This window comes from Robinsoniella sp. KNHs210, from assembly GCF_000686105.1.
GTDB lineage: Bacteria > Bacillota > Clostridia > Lachnospirales > Lachnospiraceae > Robinsoniella > Robinsoniella peoriensis.
The window spans coordinates 4,128,909-4,145,155 of record NZ_JMLZ01000002.1; the positions used below are offsets into that span (position 1 = coordinate 4,128,909).

The following is a 16,247-nucleotide window of genomic DNA, read 5'->3' on the forward strand; positions in this document are numbered from 1 at the left end:
ATCTTACGGGGTTTTTGTATAGCCTGCGACTTTTTAGCGCTGCGTTTTAAATAGTTATGTGGATATTGTAAAATTCGGGTCTTGCTGCAAATTCTGCCAGTGCTTTAGAATCAGCTCCGCGGCATCTCTGGTGTGTATGGGGCCTGGGAAACCCAGTTGTGTGCAAATTCTGGTGACAGACGGCGGCTTTAGGTTTGCTTCTTTCATTACTTCCATATCCCGGAATATTTCTTCAGGAGAACCGGTACGGATAATTTTGTTGTTAGCCATGACAATTATTTTTTTACAGTTTTCTGCCACAAATTCCATGTCGTGGGTGATTGTAATCACTGTCTTTCCTTTACTGTGCAGATACCGCAGAATTTCTGTAAGCTTACGGTTTCCTTCCATGTCCTGCCCGGCTGTCGGCTCGTCTAAGATATATATGTCAGGCTCCATTGCTAAGACTGCCGCTATCGTCACAAATTTTCTCAGAGACAGCGGGAGATTATAAGGGTTTTCTTCTCTGTATTCTTCCAGTTTGGTGCGTTTCAATGCCTCTTGTGTGCGTCTTATGATATCTTCCTTTTTTAATTTCATTCTTTTGGGAGCAAAAGCTACTTCTTTTTCCACGGTTGCATGAAAAATCTGTTCGTCAGGATTTTGAAATACATAGCCAGCTAATTTGGAAATTTGAGCCGTAGTGTAGTCTTTGGTATTCCGATTGCCTATAAATACATCGCCCTGCTGCGGTTTGAGCAGCCCGTTCAGCATTTTTGCAAGTGTAGTTTTACCGGCACCATTCTTACCAATGACGGCTGCGTTTTCCCCGCTTTTTATGTGGAGACTGATATCATCTGCTGCCAGACTGCCATTGGGATAAGTATAGTTCACTTTATTTAGAATAATTTCGCTCATATGCCGCCCCTCTCCCGAAATGTCCTCTGTATCAGATTTACTGCCTGTTCCTCTGTTACCGGAATCCGGTCAAGTGGAAAACCCATCTCTTTTAAAAGGTTTCCAAGTCTCGCAGCCTGAGGCAGCAAAACACCCGACTTAAGAAGTGACATGTCAGACAGAAGCTTTGCTGTCTCTCCGGATGCAGCCAGGCGCCCCTTATGAAATACAAGTACCTCGTCTGCATATTCTGCGACGAGATCCATCTTATGTTCAACTAGTATGACCGTTTTCTTTTTTTGCTTTAAGGCATGAATAATTGCAAATACGCTTTCTGTTGCTTCCGGATCAAGCTGGCTTGTGGGTTCGTCTGCTATCAGAATATCAGGGTCCAGTACGAGTACGGAGGCAAGTGCCACTCGCTGGATTTGTCCTCCGGAAAGTTCAAGCGGATTTTTTTCTGCCAGTTCTTCAATTTCTGTCAGCTTCATTGCATCCACTATTCTCTGTTCCATTTCATCAGGCCTAATGCCGAAATTTTCAAGTCCATATCCAACTTCTTCGAATACCGTGCTTTTCACTCCGCTTAACTGATTAAACGGATTCTGGAATACATAGCCGATCTTAGACGCAAGATCACCGCCATATTCTGCGATGTCTTTTCCTTCAACCAGTACTTTTCCGGCAAGCTCCCCCTGATAAAAACCGGGAGCAAAACCACGAACCAGAGCACAGAACGTCGTTTTGCCGGAACCATTTTCCCCAATCACACCATATACTTTTCCCCGCTCAATCCTGAGATTAAGTCCGCTGACAGCGGGTGTCTTGGTCAGGGGGTAATAATAAGTTACACCCCTCATTTCGATTATAGTATCCATAAACAAATCCTCCCCGCCAGTATGCTGCATGTTATAACGGCGGCTATAACCTCAGCAATCTTCTCATATCCGCTTCTTTGTACCTGAAACAAATGGGTTCTCTTGCCAGGCATGGAAAATCCCCTGGCTTCCAGTGTCAGCACCCGTTCTTCGGTTCCAATTACCGAGTTCAGGATTAAAGGGATCAGCACCGGAACAAATGCTTTTGCACGGATTAAGATATTCCCTTCCGTCTCCACACCTCTTGCTTTCTGCGCATTCATAATTATTTTACTGTTTTTTTCCAATACTTCTATCATCTGCAGTGTGGAGGTAAATACAAAGACTGCTTTATAGTTCATGCCAGAATCCTCAAGCACGCTTGCGATCTCTCTGTTCTCTGTGGTCTGAAAGATCCATACAAAAATACCGGCAATATTAAGTATCATAAAAGATAAGGATATGCCTGTCTGAAGTCCCGTTTCATATATTGTAAGCAAGCCCAGCCGGCAGACCAGTTCGCCCCCGGGGACAAAGAAGGTTTGTACTAATAAGATAAATAATGCAATAAATGTAATTGTTTTCAATGCCTTCCAGCTTTCTTTCATTACCCCGCTTAACTTACATAAGATTAATACAGTCAGAAATTCCGGCAGCAGCAAAAGAGGCAGCAGGACGTCTGTGAATTTTAAAGTACTGATGATATATGTGCAGACGATATACAGTACGGCAATTCGCAGCTTGGAAGCCGGATATAATGCTGCAAGCTTATTAGATTTGTAAATCTGTATTCTTTCTCTGTATGTTTTTTCCATAATAGACCATCCTTCTCTTTGCAGGCATATGATCCTTTCAATGATCATGCGCTTGTATTATATAATTTAATACGCTGTTGATACAGAGGAATATTTTAGCAGATACTGACCCATAATCCGGTCAGGGTACAGCAGTACTATATGGATTCTGTTACGTTTCTTTGATGTAGTATTGTCCGCAGAGGAACTTGATGAGAGTCCTTTTTGGTATCACTCTTAAGACAAGCCAGCAGATGATAAAGGAGATGATCCGGTCCAACACGGTAAAGATGCCTTCTGTTCCGAAAAATGCAGTCCAGATATTCGCCCCGGCTGCCATTGCTACAGCCGTGATAATGGATGTACCGCCCCCTGTAATTCCTCCGTATAGAAGAACTACCACCGGAGCGGCTGCCAGAATGGACACGGCTGACAAAATAAGAATGGAAATAATCCATTTCCACCACACGGTGAACATTCTTTTTTTAGCTAAAAAGCCAGCCGTGATACCAATTATGACACCCACAGGGAGAAAGGGAAAATTAGAAGGATTGGCAATCCCGGCAACAATGTTGGACAGCATTCCGGTGACAGCCGATACCCAGGGGCCGCAGAGCATAGCGATGAAAAAGGTTCCGATTGCATCCAGATATACAGGGAGCTTTAAGATCGCTGCAAGCTGTCCACCCACAAAGTTTACTGCGACACATACCGGTATCATTAACTGCGCCAGTATGGTAAAATCATCTTTGATAGAACTGGTTTTCCTGCTCATCCTTATCCTCCTCCTTATGGGTTTATTGGGGTTTCCCCTTGTGTTTACATTGTTTTACAGCTTTTCCCTGGCCCCGTAAGATGTGTATTTTGTGATTCTCTTTGAGGGGATGCTTATTCTACTTTTAATGTCTTGTAAATGTAGTTTTTATACTTATCCGCATACAGCTTGCTGCAGATGTATACATTTGGTTCTTTTCCTGAGAAATAATTTACATCAACCAGAACAGTACCGTAGCTTGGTCCGTTGGATGTATCTACCTCACAGAAGTATTTATCGCATTTCTCAATACACTCCGGGTAGAGCGCAGCTGCCATTGCGGAAGGATCAGCCATATCCAGATAGGCATCTCCAAATCGTTCAATGTTCATCTCCATCAGATTTTTGTTGCAGTCAATTGCAAATTTCCCCAGTTTGCTTCCATTTCTGATTTTTTCGATCTCCCGGGGGTTCAGCATACAATCGCCAAGGCATGCATCCCAGCCAACATATATGATTTCTTTAAGCCCGGATTCCGTAACAATTTTTGCGGCTTCTGCATCCTGCCAGATATTAAATTCTGCCGTTGGCGTCACATTACCTGCGCCGAGTCCTGCCGTTCCCATAATGACGATGCGGCCTGCCTTCTGCATTGCCTCATAATCCAGACGGATCGCAATTGCGAGATTGGTCAGTGGTCCCAGCGCTATAATATCAATTTCCCCAGGTTCGCTGTCTCTTAAACACGCAAGCATCTCTAATATTCCGTTTCCATCCTGAACTTTTAATCTCTCGGGTACAAGTCCAATGTCCCCCATACCGTCGTTTCCATGTGTTTCGTGTGCGTATACCAGCTCTTTTAAGAGCATTTTATCTGCGCCCTGATATACCGGCGGCTCATAGGTTTCTGCATATTCAATAGTAGTCAGTGTATTTATCGTAGCCTGAACAGCATTTACATTTCCGGAAACGGTTGAAATCATTACAATTTCGTATGCAGGATCGTTGAGTGCCATGGCAATCGCCATTGCATCGTCTGATCCGCAATCTGTGTCAATGATTATTTTTTTCTTCTGGTCCATAATGATAATCTCCTTATATTTTCTGATATTTTAAATAGTGCCTGATACTTATGTGTAGTATCTGATATACATAAATCTATTGTACAGTTACTTTTTCTTTATCCTCTGATGTAATCAGCTTTAAAACTGCTGCAGATGCAATGCAGACTGCCAGCATAATTAACGTAAATTTAAATGAGAACCCGATTCCCAGTCTGGATATAACCATTCCTGTAATCACCGGTGTCAGAAAATCAGCAATGCCGCTTGCGGTTGCCACCAAAGAGCTTGCCACGCTTACCCGTTTGGAATTAATGCGCGTTGCTATGGCTACGATGACACTGAAAAGGACGCCCAGGAACAAGCCCGTTATAAATAATCCGATATAATAAAACTGTGTAGTATTTACGATCATGGAGACTGCAATTGCGGCAAATGCTCCGATACAGTTTATTAACAGGACGGTCTGGCTTTTGATGTATTTCAGCACCCATACAAATACAAACCCTCCGATGACACATCCCACATTATACACAGTGAGCATAAATGCCCCGGAAGCTTCTGAGCTTCCCATACTCTGTGCAAAGCTGGATATATACAGTCCCAGAGTACTGGAAACTGCACTAAATGCAGCAACTACGGTAAAGATACCGGCATATGCAGTCCAGGTCTTTTTTACATAGAGAGGTTCGATGTGTTCATCTGCACCTTCCCCCTGCACAGTTTCTTCAATTTTGGCAAAGGGAATGCATGCCAGCATAATGACAGCTACTCCTGTCAGTACAAAATAGCACCAGTAGAAGGGCAGTTTCCCTGTCAAAAGTACTCCGATTAAAAATGGTGTCACAAAGGTTCCAAGGCCAAACAGCCCTTGTCCTCCGCTCAGGGAGCTTGCATAATTTTTCTTAAATACAACACTTAATAATACGGGGCATACTGCGTCCTGGGTTCCCATGCCGACTCCGCCCAGGAATGCAAATACCATACCTGCATAAAAATTAACGATTAACGGGATTCCCAGCAGGAAGCTCGCTGTCAGGATAATGCCTGCGGCCAGTACCTTTACCGGTCCCAGCTTCTCTGTCATTCTACCTGTAATATATACAGTTAAAACTCTTCCCAGTGCATAAGCCGACCCCAGCAAAACGACCTTTTCTAATGTCATCCCATACATTTCAACCAGCTGGGGAAGACTGCTGCCCACCAGTACACAAGTTGCGCCTGTGAGAAAATACATGGCAAATGCCAAAAAACCAATCACCTTATATCTCGTTTTCATCTCGCTGCTCCTATTCTTTTTTTATTTTAGTTAAAGATATCCGGATATATTTTGTGGAATTACCACAAAACTTTTTCTAACTTGACATTAATTTACCACGGCTTTACAATAATAAAAATGACAAGTGTCAGTTTTTTTGAGATTTTGACGAAAGGAGTAATAAAAACATGATTTATAATTCAGAACGGATACTGGAAATTATTCTGGATCAAAAATATAACCAACAGAACCCGCTTATCTCGCTGTCTGGAATGGCATCCAAAGAAGATCTCCTGATTTTTGAAAAAAATGAAGCTATACTGAGCCAGAAAGATCCCCTGGATTACTTTTATTTCCTGATCAGCGGCAGGGCGTCTGTCTGGAATCAGATCTCATGGAATGAAAATAACGTTATAGAATATCTTAAGCCCCTTGATATTCTGGGACTTGTAGAGTATCTGAATAATATCAACTATTATACTGCTTATGTGCTGGCTGAGTGCAAATGTATTGTTTACCGTATTCCGGTAGAGCGGTTTATCCGTATTATCCAGAATAACAGCAGGCTGTGCTTTCAGACTCTGACTGTGATGGGAAATATCACGGCTGCCAATATGGCGTGTGCTGAAAAAGGAAATTTATTTAACTCAAAGGATATTCTGGGACATTACCTCTATTTACAGGCGTGCCACCAGATTCCATATACATGTACCCTTACAAGAGCGGTGCTGGCTGAAAGGCTTCATATGAACCTGAGAACGTTGTATCGGATGGTGGCTTCCTTAGAGGAAAATAACTATCTATGTATTAGAAAAGGTAAAATCAGGATTGAAAAAGAACATTTTCAGCTGCTGTCGGAGCGGTATGGGGATATTATTATATAAAATTGGGGGTTGTATTCCATCTACTGCCGGCACAGCCAGTGAGGGTATGGAGATACTATCATATAAAATTGGGGGAGGGGGTTGGAAAATAAGCTGGGTCTGGCTGTTACCAGAAGCTTTGAAGGTCAGGAGCATATTTGGAAAGAGCAGGAGGCGGCAATAACAGAAGATTGCCCGCTGCTCTTTTTAGGATGCAATGCTGTGATATAAAGCTGGTTTTCCAGCATGATGGGAGTCTCCGATATGGGAGCCAGTTTTAAGATACGCTCAGAACATATGTATATTCGAATAATCCAGTTGATCAAACAAAGTTCTGGTGGTCAAAATATTCTTTTCTATAATCAGCGGATCCAGCCCGGCTATCCGTACGGATATGGTAGAGATCAGCTCAACAATGCGCTCAAACCGGTCATCGGTTTCCTTAAATTCTGCCAGTTGGTCCAGCAGTACTTTGTGCGCGCCGTATTCTGCAATAGCACAGAGATAATAATCTTCCGGATTCATGACAGTATTTAAATGATGTAAGGCAGAAACCTGCAGGCTTCGTATACTGTCATGCAATTCTTTGGGAGCCAGATTCAGCCTGCTGACTTCATAGTAGAAAGCTTTTGCTTTTGCATCTTTAAAAATCTGAGTGAGTGCAATCTTCATTTGGAGAATATGAAATTGCAGCTCATTTTCAATGTGGGTCGGTACGAGAGCGTTTAGTAACCGGTCAATGGATGAAAAATATTCCAGATACAGCCTGGCTGCAAAGTCCGGTTTTTTATAATAATAATTTACAAGTCCATGAGGAACATCTGCTGCATCCACGATCATACTGATGGTGGTATTTTTATATCCGTTTTTATACATCAGTTCCTTTCCAATCTGGAAAATATGCTCCTGTGTTTGTATTCCTTTTGTATACTGCATAGAATCACCTGCCGCTTTTTTATCAGTTTATCATAAAAAACACTTGTAAGAATAGATAAAAATTTACAAAAATTTTTAAATACATTGTAAGATATAGACAAAAAATGGAATAGATGTTATAATAAAAATTGTATAGAAGCGAAAAAATACAAAATTAAATGCGGGTGTTTAGCGGAAACAAAAAAAGGGATGGAGGTATTGCAATGAATGAGCAGGGAAAAAAGCTTGGAACGTATTTAAAAGTCTCCTATGGTCTGGCTGATTATGGTTTTATGTTTATGGTTACAATGTCAAACACTTTTTTACTAATGTTCTATACGGATTATGCAGGTATCACTGCGGCAGCAGCAGGTACCCTGATGATGGTTGGCAGGATTATAGACAGTATCAGTCCGCCGATTATCGGTGCGGCAATCGAAAAGAGTAATCTGCGCTGGGGCAAGTACAGATCATGGGTTCTGATAGGCGCTCCATTGATTTTGCTGCTCAATGGGATTATGTTCACAAACAATTCTATGGATATGGTTCCTAAAGCAATTACAGCGTGCATTATATATGCGGCATTTTGTATCGCTACGAATATTGCTTATACAGGCTATACTTCATTAAGCTCTTCTCTTACGGATGACCCGAAGGAACGTGTACATTTGTCCACTTTCCGTGGACAGGGTGGTGCCATTGGTAAAATCTTTGCGGGATTTTTCATTCTGCCACTTATTGTATTTTTCGGTCATGGAGAAGAAAATGTAGCTGGATTCACCTGGACAGCATTTCTGGTTGGACTGATCTGCTTCTTATGTTATATGAATCTGATCTATGCCTCAAAGGGAAAAGATATTCAGAATGAGCCGGTAAAAGTGAATGCGGGAGCCCAGGAGAAACTGAAAGTAGGACAGATGGTAAGCCTTGTATTCCATGACCGGAATCTGCTGTTGTTGTTCTTTGCAGATATTACGAGAATTCTAAGTCTGCTGATGACCTATGCGATGTTCCCTTATTTCTTCCAATACGTAGCGAAAAATAAGGATGCAACTTCTACATTTTTTGGTATTGTAAACATATTGGCATTAGTTGGGGCTACCAGCGTTCCGCTTATAACCAAGTTTTTATCCAAGAAAAAGGCTTATATGGTGGGCAATATGATTTTATCCATCTGTATGCTGATTTCAATAGTTTTTAGCAGCAATATTACATTCATTATTATTATGATTTCAGTCGGTTATCTGGGATATTCCTGGCCGAATGTTGTAAATATCAATATGTATGCGGATACCGTTGATTATTGTGAGTGGAAAACCGGGAGAAACGCCCGTGGTGTATATTTTTCCCTGTTCCAGCTGTCTATTAAGATTGCAGCAGTTTTCAGTACGGCAATCGCAGGCTTCGGTCTGTCCATCGTAGGCTATGTAGGCGGAACAGAACCAAGCACTCAGGTAGTAACGGGTATTCGGTTTATGGCAATGGGAATGCCGGCAGCATTTTTGATTATCAGTACGGTGCTGATGTTCTTCTATGGACTTACCCCGGCGAAGATGGATAAGGTAAGGGAAGAGTTAAATGCAAAAAGAGCAAAAGCTGCAAAATAGAGGTAGAGATGGATGGCTGGGAGATCATTTGTAAATAGCGGAGGAAAGGAGGCAGTTTGAACAGCCGTTTTTAAAATAAACTATTAACAGGTAATGACAGGAGGTTCTATATGAATAATACGGAGGAATTAAGAGCGGAACGGAATCAGATATTTCATGATGTATTTGATAATAAAATTCCCAAAAGAGTACCAATCAAAGTAAATCTGGGCCTGGAAGTAATAGCGGGTTACGCAGGCATAGACGGAAAAGAGGCAATCTGGCATCCGGAATTATTAGAGAAGGCAGCAGACGAATTATGCCGTCTGGTTCCATCGGATGTCTGCATGTATGGCGGAACAATCCGTATGCCGATCGCTTATCAGGCATTGGACTCCAATAATTTTAAGATGAATAAGGCTGGTCTTATGCAGCACCCCAATACGGTTGGGCTTTTGCCGGAAGAGTACGATGAATTTATCAAAAACCCATATGACTGTATCATTGAAAAGGTATTGCCCAGAAATTACAACGGGCTTGATTTCATAAAGGACCCGGGGCGGTCAATGATGGCGCTCTATCAGGGTCTGGCATCAAAGGACCGGTTTATGATGCAGAATGGTGCTATGATGGGGAAACTGATTCAAAAATACGGATTATATGGTATGAGTCCGGTATTTACTTCCATGTGTTATGCGCCTCTGGATATATTGACTGACAATATGAGAAGCTTGAGTGCGATGTGTATGGATATCCGAAGAAGGCCGGATAAAGTTCTGGATGCAGTGAATGCAGTATATACGCTGAACTACAAGGCAGGTCTTCCGAAACAGATTTCCAATTACGGGCATGTATTCTTCCCGCTTCATCTGGCTACTTATATGAAGGAAAAAGATTTTGTGAAATTATGGTGGGAGCCATTCTTACGCCAGGCAAATGATTATGCATCTCTGGGACTCCATATCAATGCATTTTGTGAGCATGACTGGATGCGTTATCTGGATTATCTGTATGAACTGCCTACGGATACTTATCTCTCCTTTGAAATGGGAGATGCAAAGCTTGTGAAAGAAAAGATTGGCAATAAACATATCATTTCCGGTCTGTTCCCGTTATCGCTGCTTCGGACGGGTACCAAACAGGAATGTATTGACTATGTAAAAGAATTCCTGGATATCATGATGCCGGGCGGCAAATTCATTTTTGGATTTGATAAGGGAGCACTTACCTATAATGATATCAATCTGGAAAATCTGATTGCAGTTTGTGAAACGGTAAGGGAATACGGAGTATATCAGAATCCAGGCGGTCAGGCTGGTCTCCAGTTTAATAAGGAAGACTATGTACATTCTGAGCTTGCTCCGTTTGAGAGTAAATATTACCGCAGCTGGGAGAAGTATCTGGAGATGAATCCATATACGCCAGAGAGTGCTAAGGATATTGTAATGGATCTGGAGGATGAGATACTGCGTTATGTCTATCTGTTATGCGAGTAAATCAGAAGACAACAGTAAATGGATTGGGAAAGTAGAATATTCCATATAACAAAATGAATCGTATTGAGAAGATATAATAAAACTGAGGAAAAACAAAGCGGGAACAGGAGGTATGTTATGTTTGATTATGATAGTTTAAAAAATGCAATGGCTGATTTAGAGGAGGATGTTGTACTGGAAATATTAGAACAGGTCATGGCAGATGGCGGTGAAGAAGCCCCGGAAGCAATGAAGGCTTGCCAGGAAGGAATGAATGTGGTTGGAGAGCGGTTCGAATCCAATGAGTATTTTGTATCCGACCTAATCTTTTCCGGTGAACTGATGACAGAAGCAATGGATATTATCAAGCCTGCATTAGCAGCAGCTTCTACTGAAAAAGCCGGCAAAATGATTTTATGTACTGTGGAAGGGGACCTGCATGATATTGGGAAAAACATTGTTAAGGCCATGCTGGAAGCCGGCGGTTTTGAGGTAGTAGATCTGGGAATTGATGTAGGGGCAGAAGAAATTATCCGCAGAATGAAAGAGGATAATATCCAGATTATTGGATTGAGCGGAGTACTGACACTGGCAATTGATTCTATGAAAGCAGTTGTTGATGCATTGGAAAAAGAAGGTCTGAGGGATCAGGCAAAAGTAATTATCGGCGGGGCTCCGGTAACAGGAAAAGTATGTGACATTGTAGGGGCGGATGCCTGGGCGATAAATCCGGCAGATACAGTGAAGACATGTACGGAGTGGGCTAAGAGTGCATAATTTTAAAGTTTAATAAGAATCAGATAAGATCAAATAAAAATCAGATAAGCATCAGATAAGCATCTCCCTGGTATGAAATATTACCGGGGAGATTAATTTTGCACCCTCCAAATTTTGCGCCCCCCAATTCGAGGTTCTTATTGTCATAAATTCTGTGGGTAAACTGGAATTCTGCTGAAGTTAAGATTGACGAATGTATGTTCGGTGAATTATAATGAATGATAACAGACATCACAGGCAGGAACGTAAAATTCATCCAAAGGAGTAAAAGATCATGGAGCAAATGACACTTTTTGATGACAGAGAAAAATATAATCCTCTGGCAAGCCGTCTGCGGCCGGAAAAACTGGAAGAGTTCCAGGGCCAGCGGCATCTGCTGGGGGAAGGAAAAGTCCTGCGGAGGCTGATCGAACAGGATCAGGTATCTTCGATGATATTCTGGGGGCCTCCGGGGGTTGGGAAAACCACATTGGCACGTATTATTGCAGGACGGACAAAAGCAGATTTTATTAATTTCAGTGCTGTGACCAGTGGTATCAAGGAAATTAAAGAGGTAATGATTAAGGCTGAGGCCAGCCGGAAGATGGGAATTCGTACGGTTTTGTTCGTGGATGAGATACACCGCTTTAACAAGGCTCAGCAGGATGCTTTTCTTCCATACGTTGAACAGGGCAGTATCACGCTGATCGGTGCAACGACGGAAAATCCGTCCTTTGAAGTTAACGCGGCGCTTCTGTCCCGATGCAAGGTATTTGTCTTAAAGGGGCTGGTAGAATCAGATCTGGTGCAGTTGCTGCATAATGCGCTGAGCAATCCCATGGGGTTTGGGAATCAGAAGGTCGCTATTGAAGAACATCATTTGCGGGCAATCGCAGGATTTGCCGACGGAGATGCCAGAACTGCCCTCAATACTTTGGAGATGGCGATTTTAAACGGTGAGATGAGTGCGGAGCAGGTCACTGTGACCGATCAGGTTATGGAGCAGTGTATCACGAAGAAATCACTCCTGTATGATAAGACGGGGGAGGAACACTATAATATTATTTCGGCGCTCCATAAATCCATGCGCAACAGTGATCCGGATGCAGCTGTTTATTGGCTTATGAGAATGCTGGAAGGGGGCGAGAGCCCTCTGTATGTGGCGAGACGCCTGATCCGTTTTGCCAGTGAGGATATCGGCATGGCTGACAGTAATGCCCTGCAGGTGGCAGTGGCGGCATATCAGGCCTGCCATTTTAACGGAATGCCGGAGTGCGATGTCAACCTGTCCCATGCTGTCGTTTACCTTGCAATGGCTCCGAAATCGAACAAAATATATGCTGCGTGCAATGCTGTCAAAAGAGATATCCGTGAGCTTCCTGCCGAACCGGTACCGCTGCAGATCAGAAATGGCGTTACAGAGCTGATGAAAGATCTGAATTATGGGAAAGATTATGAGTATGCTCATGATACAGAGGAGAAACTGACAAGGATGCAGTGCCTGCCGGACAGTCTGAAGGATCGTACTTATTATGAGCCCACCGGGCAGGGAACGGAAAAAGAGATCAAAGCACGGCTGGAGGAGATTAAGGAGTGGAAAATGAAAAAATAGGGTTGTCGTATCGTCCCATAGTATTTATATCTGATCTGCACTTTGATTTTACCAATCAGGAATTTAATCTGGAAGCAGCAGATAGATTAAAGGAAGAGTTTCTATCATTTATAAAAGAAAACTACGGAAATTGTCTGTTATGTCTGGCAGGGGATTACTTTAACGACTATAGAAAGACTCTGGGATTTATAAAGGAGCTGGAGAAGAATAAAATCAGGGGATTTTGCGTCCTGGGAAATCATGACTACTGGAGTCAGTCCCCAAAAAGCTATCAGGAGCTGATTGCTTTATTTGATACTGCAACAAAGGAAAATCAGTATTTCAGGCTGCTGATAACGGGCAGAAAATATTATTATGATGATCTCTGTGTTATTGGCGATACCGGATGGACAAGTTTCAGACGAAGGGTGGGAGGTGACATCCCACTGGAGCAATTTACGGAATTGCCGGATGCGTGTATGGTAAAAGGTTTTCACCCGGAACAGATAAAGGAATTTCATGGTAACTGGGTTGCGTTTGCAAATGAGGTCGTATCTGCGGAAGAAAAGGTTTTGATTCTTACACATTTTCCAATGTTTGATTTCACAAGGGAAGATACAGACTGCTGGTGGAGTTCTTTGACCGGTCTTAAGGCAGAAAACAGCTGGAATATTTTCGGACATACCCATCATAAACAGATACATTGTTATAATAACGTGTCCTATCAGATTGGCTATGAAAATAAATCAGCAGAACAAGTAGCGGGTGAAAGCCGTTATTCATCCGAACTGTTTGGCAGGTTGGAGAGAATCTCCGGCAGCAGCGGTATTGCATTAGCGAAAGAGAGTATGATATCCGCTTTCTTTTCGCCGATTACCGTTACGGATACCATAAGGGATATTGAGATGGTTACCCAGATAAAGACCCGGGGTTTTAAAAGATGTGCGGCAAATAAAAAGAATTTTGCAGCATTAGCGAATGACCGAAGCAGTTATCTGAAACAAGTCATGGAAATTCTGACTGGCTGCCTGGAGGGAAATTTTTGTGACTATGTTGTGACGGAACGGTTATCTAAGTACATTGTTGAATCTGTATTTGCGTCCATTGCGGTTTTGGAGGAAAATGATTTTAGCGATATCAGGGCGTTCGTTACCGCGGCTGTTATAACCGGCTACGTCTATAATAATGTGCCACATATGATAGAAGACATGCGTCCGCTGGATGACTATGATGTAATTCGATTCTGGCTGATGTTTCTAACCATTAAAAAATATAATATTGGCATGACAGATATTCATTCGGTAAGAAAAGACAGGAGCAATTATATCGCGTTTCAGAATGTTGATATTTATTTGCCAGCGGTTAATAATATGGTTATGCCGGCAGAGGAAGTACTGCAGCTTATGCAGAAAAATTATCTGGGGACGGATGGATTTCATGTATTGGTGGAACCGAAATAGAGAGAAAGCAAAAGATGGCTAATATATTATCTAATACTTGATAAAATATCAGAAATGGGATAAAATATTAGCTATGAATATATATCATTTCAATCAAAAATCACCCGGAGAAATTAATAAACTTATTGCGGAAAGAATACGCAGAATCCGAAAGCGGAGAAAAATATCACAGAAAAAATTGAGTGAAAAATCAGGAGTAAGCTTAGGTTCTGTGAAGCGGTTTGAGCAAGAAGGGGAAATATCATTGATTTCTTTAACGAAGATAGCGATCGCACTTGAAATTCACGGAGAACTTGAAAATTTATTTGAAGAAGTTCCGTTTTTATCCATTGAGGAGATTATAAATGAAGGAAATTAAAAAGCTGAAAGTTTTTTATCACTGTAGAAAAGTTGGAACTATGGCGGGGATCGTCCGGAGGGGAGCGTGTTTACATGTTTCCTGTTTGTCATAAATGAAAAGAAGAGATATGGGGAACGAATAAATGATTGATTTTAGTGATTGCACTTTAAGCGGGATATTATATTCCGGGAGTGAAAAAAAGACCGGAATTGTGTATCATGATGAGGCGTATATGTTGAAGTTTAGGAAAGTAGTAAACGGTCAGCCTTCTTATAGCCATATTTCTGAGTATCTCGCCAGCCATATTATTAAAACAACAGGCCTGGATGTGCATGATACACTATTAGGTATCTATAAAGGACAGGAGGTTGTGGCTATAAAGGATTTTACTGCTGGAACAGGGGAAACATTAGTGGAATTTTCATCTACAGGAGATTCTTCTTTTGATACGGAGAGAGAAAAACATACGGTATATAGTTATAGAGAAATTGAATATCTTTTGGAACAGCATACAAAAGTTATTGTGAGACAAGAGTTAATACGAAGATTCTGGGAGATGTTTATCGTAGATGCATTGATTGCAAATTTTGACAGACATGGCTATAATTGGGGGTTCTTAAAAGGAGTTACAAGTTACAGGCTGGCACCAATTTATGACAACGGGTCCTCTCTTTTTCCACGGCTTCGGGATGAAGAGCTTGACAGGATTTTGAATAGTCAGGAGGAAATGGATAAAAGAACTTACCATTTTCCTACATCACAGATTCTTCTGGATGGGAAAAAGTCATCTTATTATGACGTAATAAATAATGGAGATTTTGTAGGCTGTAAGGAAGCAGAAAAGAAAATCACAGATAAAATCGATTTTAAGAAAATAGATAAATGTATTGATGAAACTGCATTTATCAGTGAGAATAGAAAAGATTTTTACAAATTAATGTTAAGATATCGTTATAAACATATATTTCATAAAGAGGTAGAATAGATGTTGCAGAAGGATGTTATTGATGCAGTTCCATTAAACGAAGTAACTACACCCATTTTGGAAGAGCCGGATTATAGCAGAATCGCAGATATAAAGGCGGTATGGAAAGAAAATAAAATACCTGTTGCCAGAATAACTTATGAGCATTTCTGGAATGAGGAGTTTCAGTATATTATAGAGCCATACTGGGAAACAATTGATAAACTGGCAGAAGAGGAACCGGGAGCATTTCTGGGGATTCCGGGGATTGATATGGATTGCAGATATCGTAAATATTACAGGGTAAACCATGTCCCGGCATTTATAATACAGAGGACGCCACCGAAGAACAGGCAGGATGTAATGGAGATGATGGAAGCAGTTGGATTAAATTATTACGATCCATTTGAGTGGCTGATTCGGACACCATATAAGGCATCACAGGATAATCTGGTGGTGGAAGAGTAATAACGCAGATGAAATAGCATAGTAACAATTTGATTCATAGGAGCCGGAAAGCAATTAATAATCGAAAAAATTGCGTTCCGGCTTTTTTTGTGCGCATTTATAAAATGCCGCCATAACAAAATAAGATAAATAATCCAACCCATTTGATAAAAATGAACATTGAATATTTCCATCCATAAAATATACTTAAACCATTACTAAGAAAGCGAGGGAATCCGGAGCGTGTGTA

Annotated in this window: 17 protein-coding genes; 10 read left to right on the forward strand and 7 right to left on the reverse strand. The window is 41.6% G+C overall.

All coding sequences use genetic code 11. The annotated features are described in order from the left end of the window. Window positions 1–54 precede the first annotated feature (54 nt). The 6 genes from CD03_RS0124410 to CD03_RS0124435 all read right to left on the reverse strand — a co-directional run bounded on the left by CD03_RS0124410 (window position 55) and on the right by CD03_RS0124435 (window position 5,621). Window positions 55–897: an energy-coupling factor ABC transporter ATP-binding protein gene (locus tag CD03_RS0124410; protein WP_027295858.1), complete on the reverse strand. Its 843-nt coding sequence runs from the start codon at window positions 895–897 to the stop codon at window positions 55–57. Then, window positions 894–1,754 carry an energy-coupling factor ABC transporter ATP-binding protein gene (locus CD03_RS0124415; RefSeq protein ID WP_027295859.1) on the reverse strand — a complete coding sequence of 287 codons (861 nt, stop codon included), beginning with the start codon at window positions 1,752–1,754 and terminating at the stop codon, window positions 894–896. Before CD03_RS0124415 ends, CD03_RS0124410 begins: the two co-directional genes overlap by 4 nt. After that, window positions 1,742–2,548 carry an energy-coupling factor transporter transmembrane component T gene (locus CD03_RS34680; RefSeq protein ID WP_052377956.1) on the reverse strand — a complete coding sequence of 269 codons (807 nt, stop codon included), beginning with the start codon at window positions 2,546–2,548 and terminating at the stop codon, window positions 1,742–1,744. The genes CD03_RS0124415 and CD03_RS34680 overlap by 13 nt, the downstream gene beginning before the upstream one ends. Window positions 2,549–2,699: 151 nt before the next feature. Further along, window positions 2,700–3,302: an ECF transporter S component gene (locus tag CD03_RS0124425; RefSeq protein WP_027295860.1), complete on the reverse strand. Its 603-nt coding sequence runs from the start codon at window positions 3,300–3,302 to the stop codon at window positions 2,700–2,702. Window positions 3,303–3,415: 113 nt separating this feature from the next. Beyond that, window positions 3,416–4,363 (reverse strand): nucleoside hydrolase, encoded by a 948-nt coding sequence (locus tag CD03_RS0124430; RefSeq protein ID WP_027295861.1) that lies wholly within the window; start codon window positions 4,361–4,363, stop codon window positions 3,416–3,418. A gap of 76 nt (window positions 4,364–4,439) precedes the next feature. After that, the gene (locus CD03_RS0124435; protein WP_027295862.1) at window positions 4,440–5,621 is read right to left on the reverse strand and encodes an MFS transporter; all 1,182 of its coding nucleotides are present in this window, start codon (window positions 5,619–5,621) and stop codon (window positions 4,440–4,442) included. A gap of 167 nt (window positions 5,622–5,788) precedes the next feature. On the opposite strand from CD03_RS0124435, the gene CD03_RS0124440 reads away from it, so the two are divergent. Then, window positions 5,789–6,484, forward strand: a complete 696-nt coding sequence (locus CD03_RS0124440; protein ID WP_027295863.1) for a Crp/Fnr family transcriptional regulator — start codon at window positions 5,789–5,791, stop codon at window positions 6,482–6,484. 81 nt (window positions 6,485–6,565) lie between these two features. Continuing rightward, window positions 6,566–6,694 (forward strand): hypothetical protein, encoded by a 129-nt coding sequence (locus tag CD03_RS39040; protein ID WP_255348116.1) that lies wholly within the window; start codon window positions 6,566–6,568, stop codon window positions 6,692–6,694. Window positions 6,695–6,751: 57 nt separating this feature from the next. Here CD03_RS39040 and CD03_RS0124450 read toward each other — a convergent pair whose 3' ends face one another. Continuing rightward, window positions 6,752–7,399 (reverse strand): TetR/AcrR family transcriptional regulator, encoded by a 648-nt coding sequence (locus CD03_RS0124450; protein WP_027295864.1) that lies wholly within the window; start codon window positions 7,397–7,399, stop codon window positions 6,752–6,754. 203 nt (window positions 7,400–7,602) lie between these two features. Between CD03_RS0124450 and CD03_RS0124455 the strand changes: the two genes are divergently transcribed. From CD03_RS0124455 to CD03_RS34690, 8 genes are all read left to right on the forward strand, one after another. Then, window positions 7,603–8,985, forward strand: coding sequence for an MFS transporter (locus tag CD03_RS0124455; protein ID WP_027295865.1), 1,383 nt, complete (start codon window positions 7,603–7,605; stop codon window positions 8,983–8,985). Between the two features lie 110 nt (window positions 8,986–9,095). Then, window positions 9,096–10,460 carry a uroporphyrinogen decarboxylase gene (locus tag CD03_RS0124460; RefSeq protein ID WP_027295866.1) on the forward strand — a complete coding sequence of 455 codons (1,365 nt, stop codon included), beginning with the start codon at window positions 9,096–9,098 and terminating at the stop codon, window positions 10,458–10,460. Between the two features lie 117 nt (window positions 10,461–10,577). Continuing rightward, on the forward strand, window positions 10,578–11,216 hold the full coding sequence (locus tag CD03_RS0124465) for a cobalamin B12-binding domain-containing protein (protein ID WP_027295867.1): 639 nt from the start codon (window positions 10,578–10,580) through the stop codon (window positions 11,214–11,216). Window positions 11,217–11,490: 274 nt separating this feature from the next. Beyond that, entirely contained in the window at window positions 11,491–12,807 is a 1,317-nt protein-coding gene (locus CD03_RS0124470; RefSeq protein ID WP_027295868.1) for a replication-associated recombination protein A, read from the forward strand. Further along, window positions 12,789–14,246 carry a metallophosphoesterase gene (locus tag CD03_RS0124475; protein ID WP_027295869.1) on the forward strand — a complete coding sequence of 486 codons (1,458 nt, stop codon included), beginning with the start codon at window positions 12,789–12,791 and terminating at the stop codon, window positions 14,244–14,246. The genes CD03_RS0124470 and CD03_RS0124475 overlap by 19 nt, the downstream gene beginning before the upstream one ends. A 73-nt stretch (window positions 14,247–14,319) precedes the next feature. Beyond that, on the forward strand, window positions 14,320–14,604 hold the full coding sequence (locus CD03_RS0124480) for a helix-turn-helix domain-containing protein (protein WP_027295870.1): 285 nt from the start codon (window positions 14,320–14,322) through the stop codon (window positions 14,602–14,604). A gap of 124 nt (window positions 14,605–14,728) precedes the next feature. Beyond that, window positions 14,729–15,571 carry a HipA domain-containing protein gene (locus CD03_RS34685; protein WP_044289633.1) on the forward strand — a complete coding sequence of 281 codons (843 nt, stop codon included), beginning with the start codon at window positions 14,729–14,731 and terminating at the stop codon, window positions 15,569–15,571. After that, a complete protein-coding gene (locus CD03_RS34690; RefSeq protein ID WP_052377957.1) occupies window positions 15,572–16,018 on the forward strand; it encodes a hypothetical protein in 447 nt (148 codons plus the stop codon). The last annotated feature ends 229 nt before the right edge of the window (window positions 16,019–16,247 follow it).

Bases quoted from the DNA above. Each gene is read 5' to 3' on its own strand.
- CD03_RS34690 (WP_052377957.1), top strand. From the start codon at position 15,572: ATGTTGCAGAAGGATGTTATTGATGCAGTTCCATTAAACGAAGTAACT.
- CD03_RS0124440 (WP_027295863.1), top strand. From the start codon at position 5,789: ATGATTTATAATTCAGAACGGATACTGGAAATTATTCTGGATCAAAAA.
- CD03_RS0124455 (WP_027295865.1), top strand. From the start codon at position 7,603: ATGAATGAGCAGGGAAAAAAGCTTGGAACGTATTTAAAAGTCTCCTAT.
- CD03_RS0124450 (WP_027295864.1), bottom strand. From the start codon at position 7,399: ATGCAGTATACAAAAGGAATACAAACACAGGAGCATATTTTCCAGATT.
- CD03_RS0124410 (WP_027295858.1), bottom strand. From the start codon at position 897: ATGAGCGAAATTATTCTAAATAAAGTGAACTATACTTATCCCAATGGC.
- CD03_RS0124465 (WP_027295867.1), top strand. From the start codon at position 10,578: ATGTTTGATTATGATAGTTTAAAAAATGCAATGGCTGATTTAGAGGAG.
- CD03_RS0124415 (WP_027295859.1), bottom strand. From the start codon at position 1,754: ATGGATACTATAATCGAAATGAGGGGTGTAACTTATTATTACCCCCTG.
- CD03_RS34685 (WP_044289633.1), top strand. From the start codon at position 14,729: ATGATTGATTTTAGTGATTGCACTTTAAGCGGGATATTATATTCCGGG.
- CD03_RS0124470 (WP_027295868.1), top strand. From the start codon at position 11,491: ATGGAGCAAATGACACTTTTTGATGACAGAGAAAAATATAATCCTCTG.
- CD03_RS0124430 (WP_027295861.1), bottom strand. From the start codon at position 4,363: ATGGACCAGAAGAAAAAAATAATCATTGACACAGATTGCGGATCAGAC.
- CD03_RS0124460 (WP_027295866.1), top strand. From the start codon at position 9,096: ATGAATAATACGGAGGAATTAAGAGCGGAACGGAATCAGATATTTCAT.
- CD03_RS0124435 (WP_027295862.1), bottom strand. From the start codon at position 5,621: ATGAAAACGAGATATAAGGTGATTGGTTTTTTGGCATTTGCCATGTAT.
- CD03_RS34680 (WP_052377956.1), bottom strand. From the start codon at position 2,548: ATGGAAAAAACATACAGAGAAAGAATACAGATTTACAAATCTAATAAG.
- CD03_RS0124480 (WP_027295870.1), top strand. From the start codon at position 14,320: ATGAATATATATCATTTCAATCAAAAATCACCCGGAGAAATTAATAAA.
- CD03_RS0124425 (WP_027295860.1), bottom strand. From the start codon at position 3,302: ATGAGCAGGAAAACCAGTTCTATCAAAGATGATTTTACCATACTGGCG.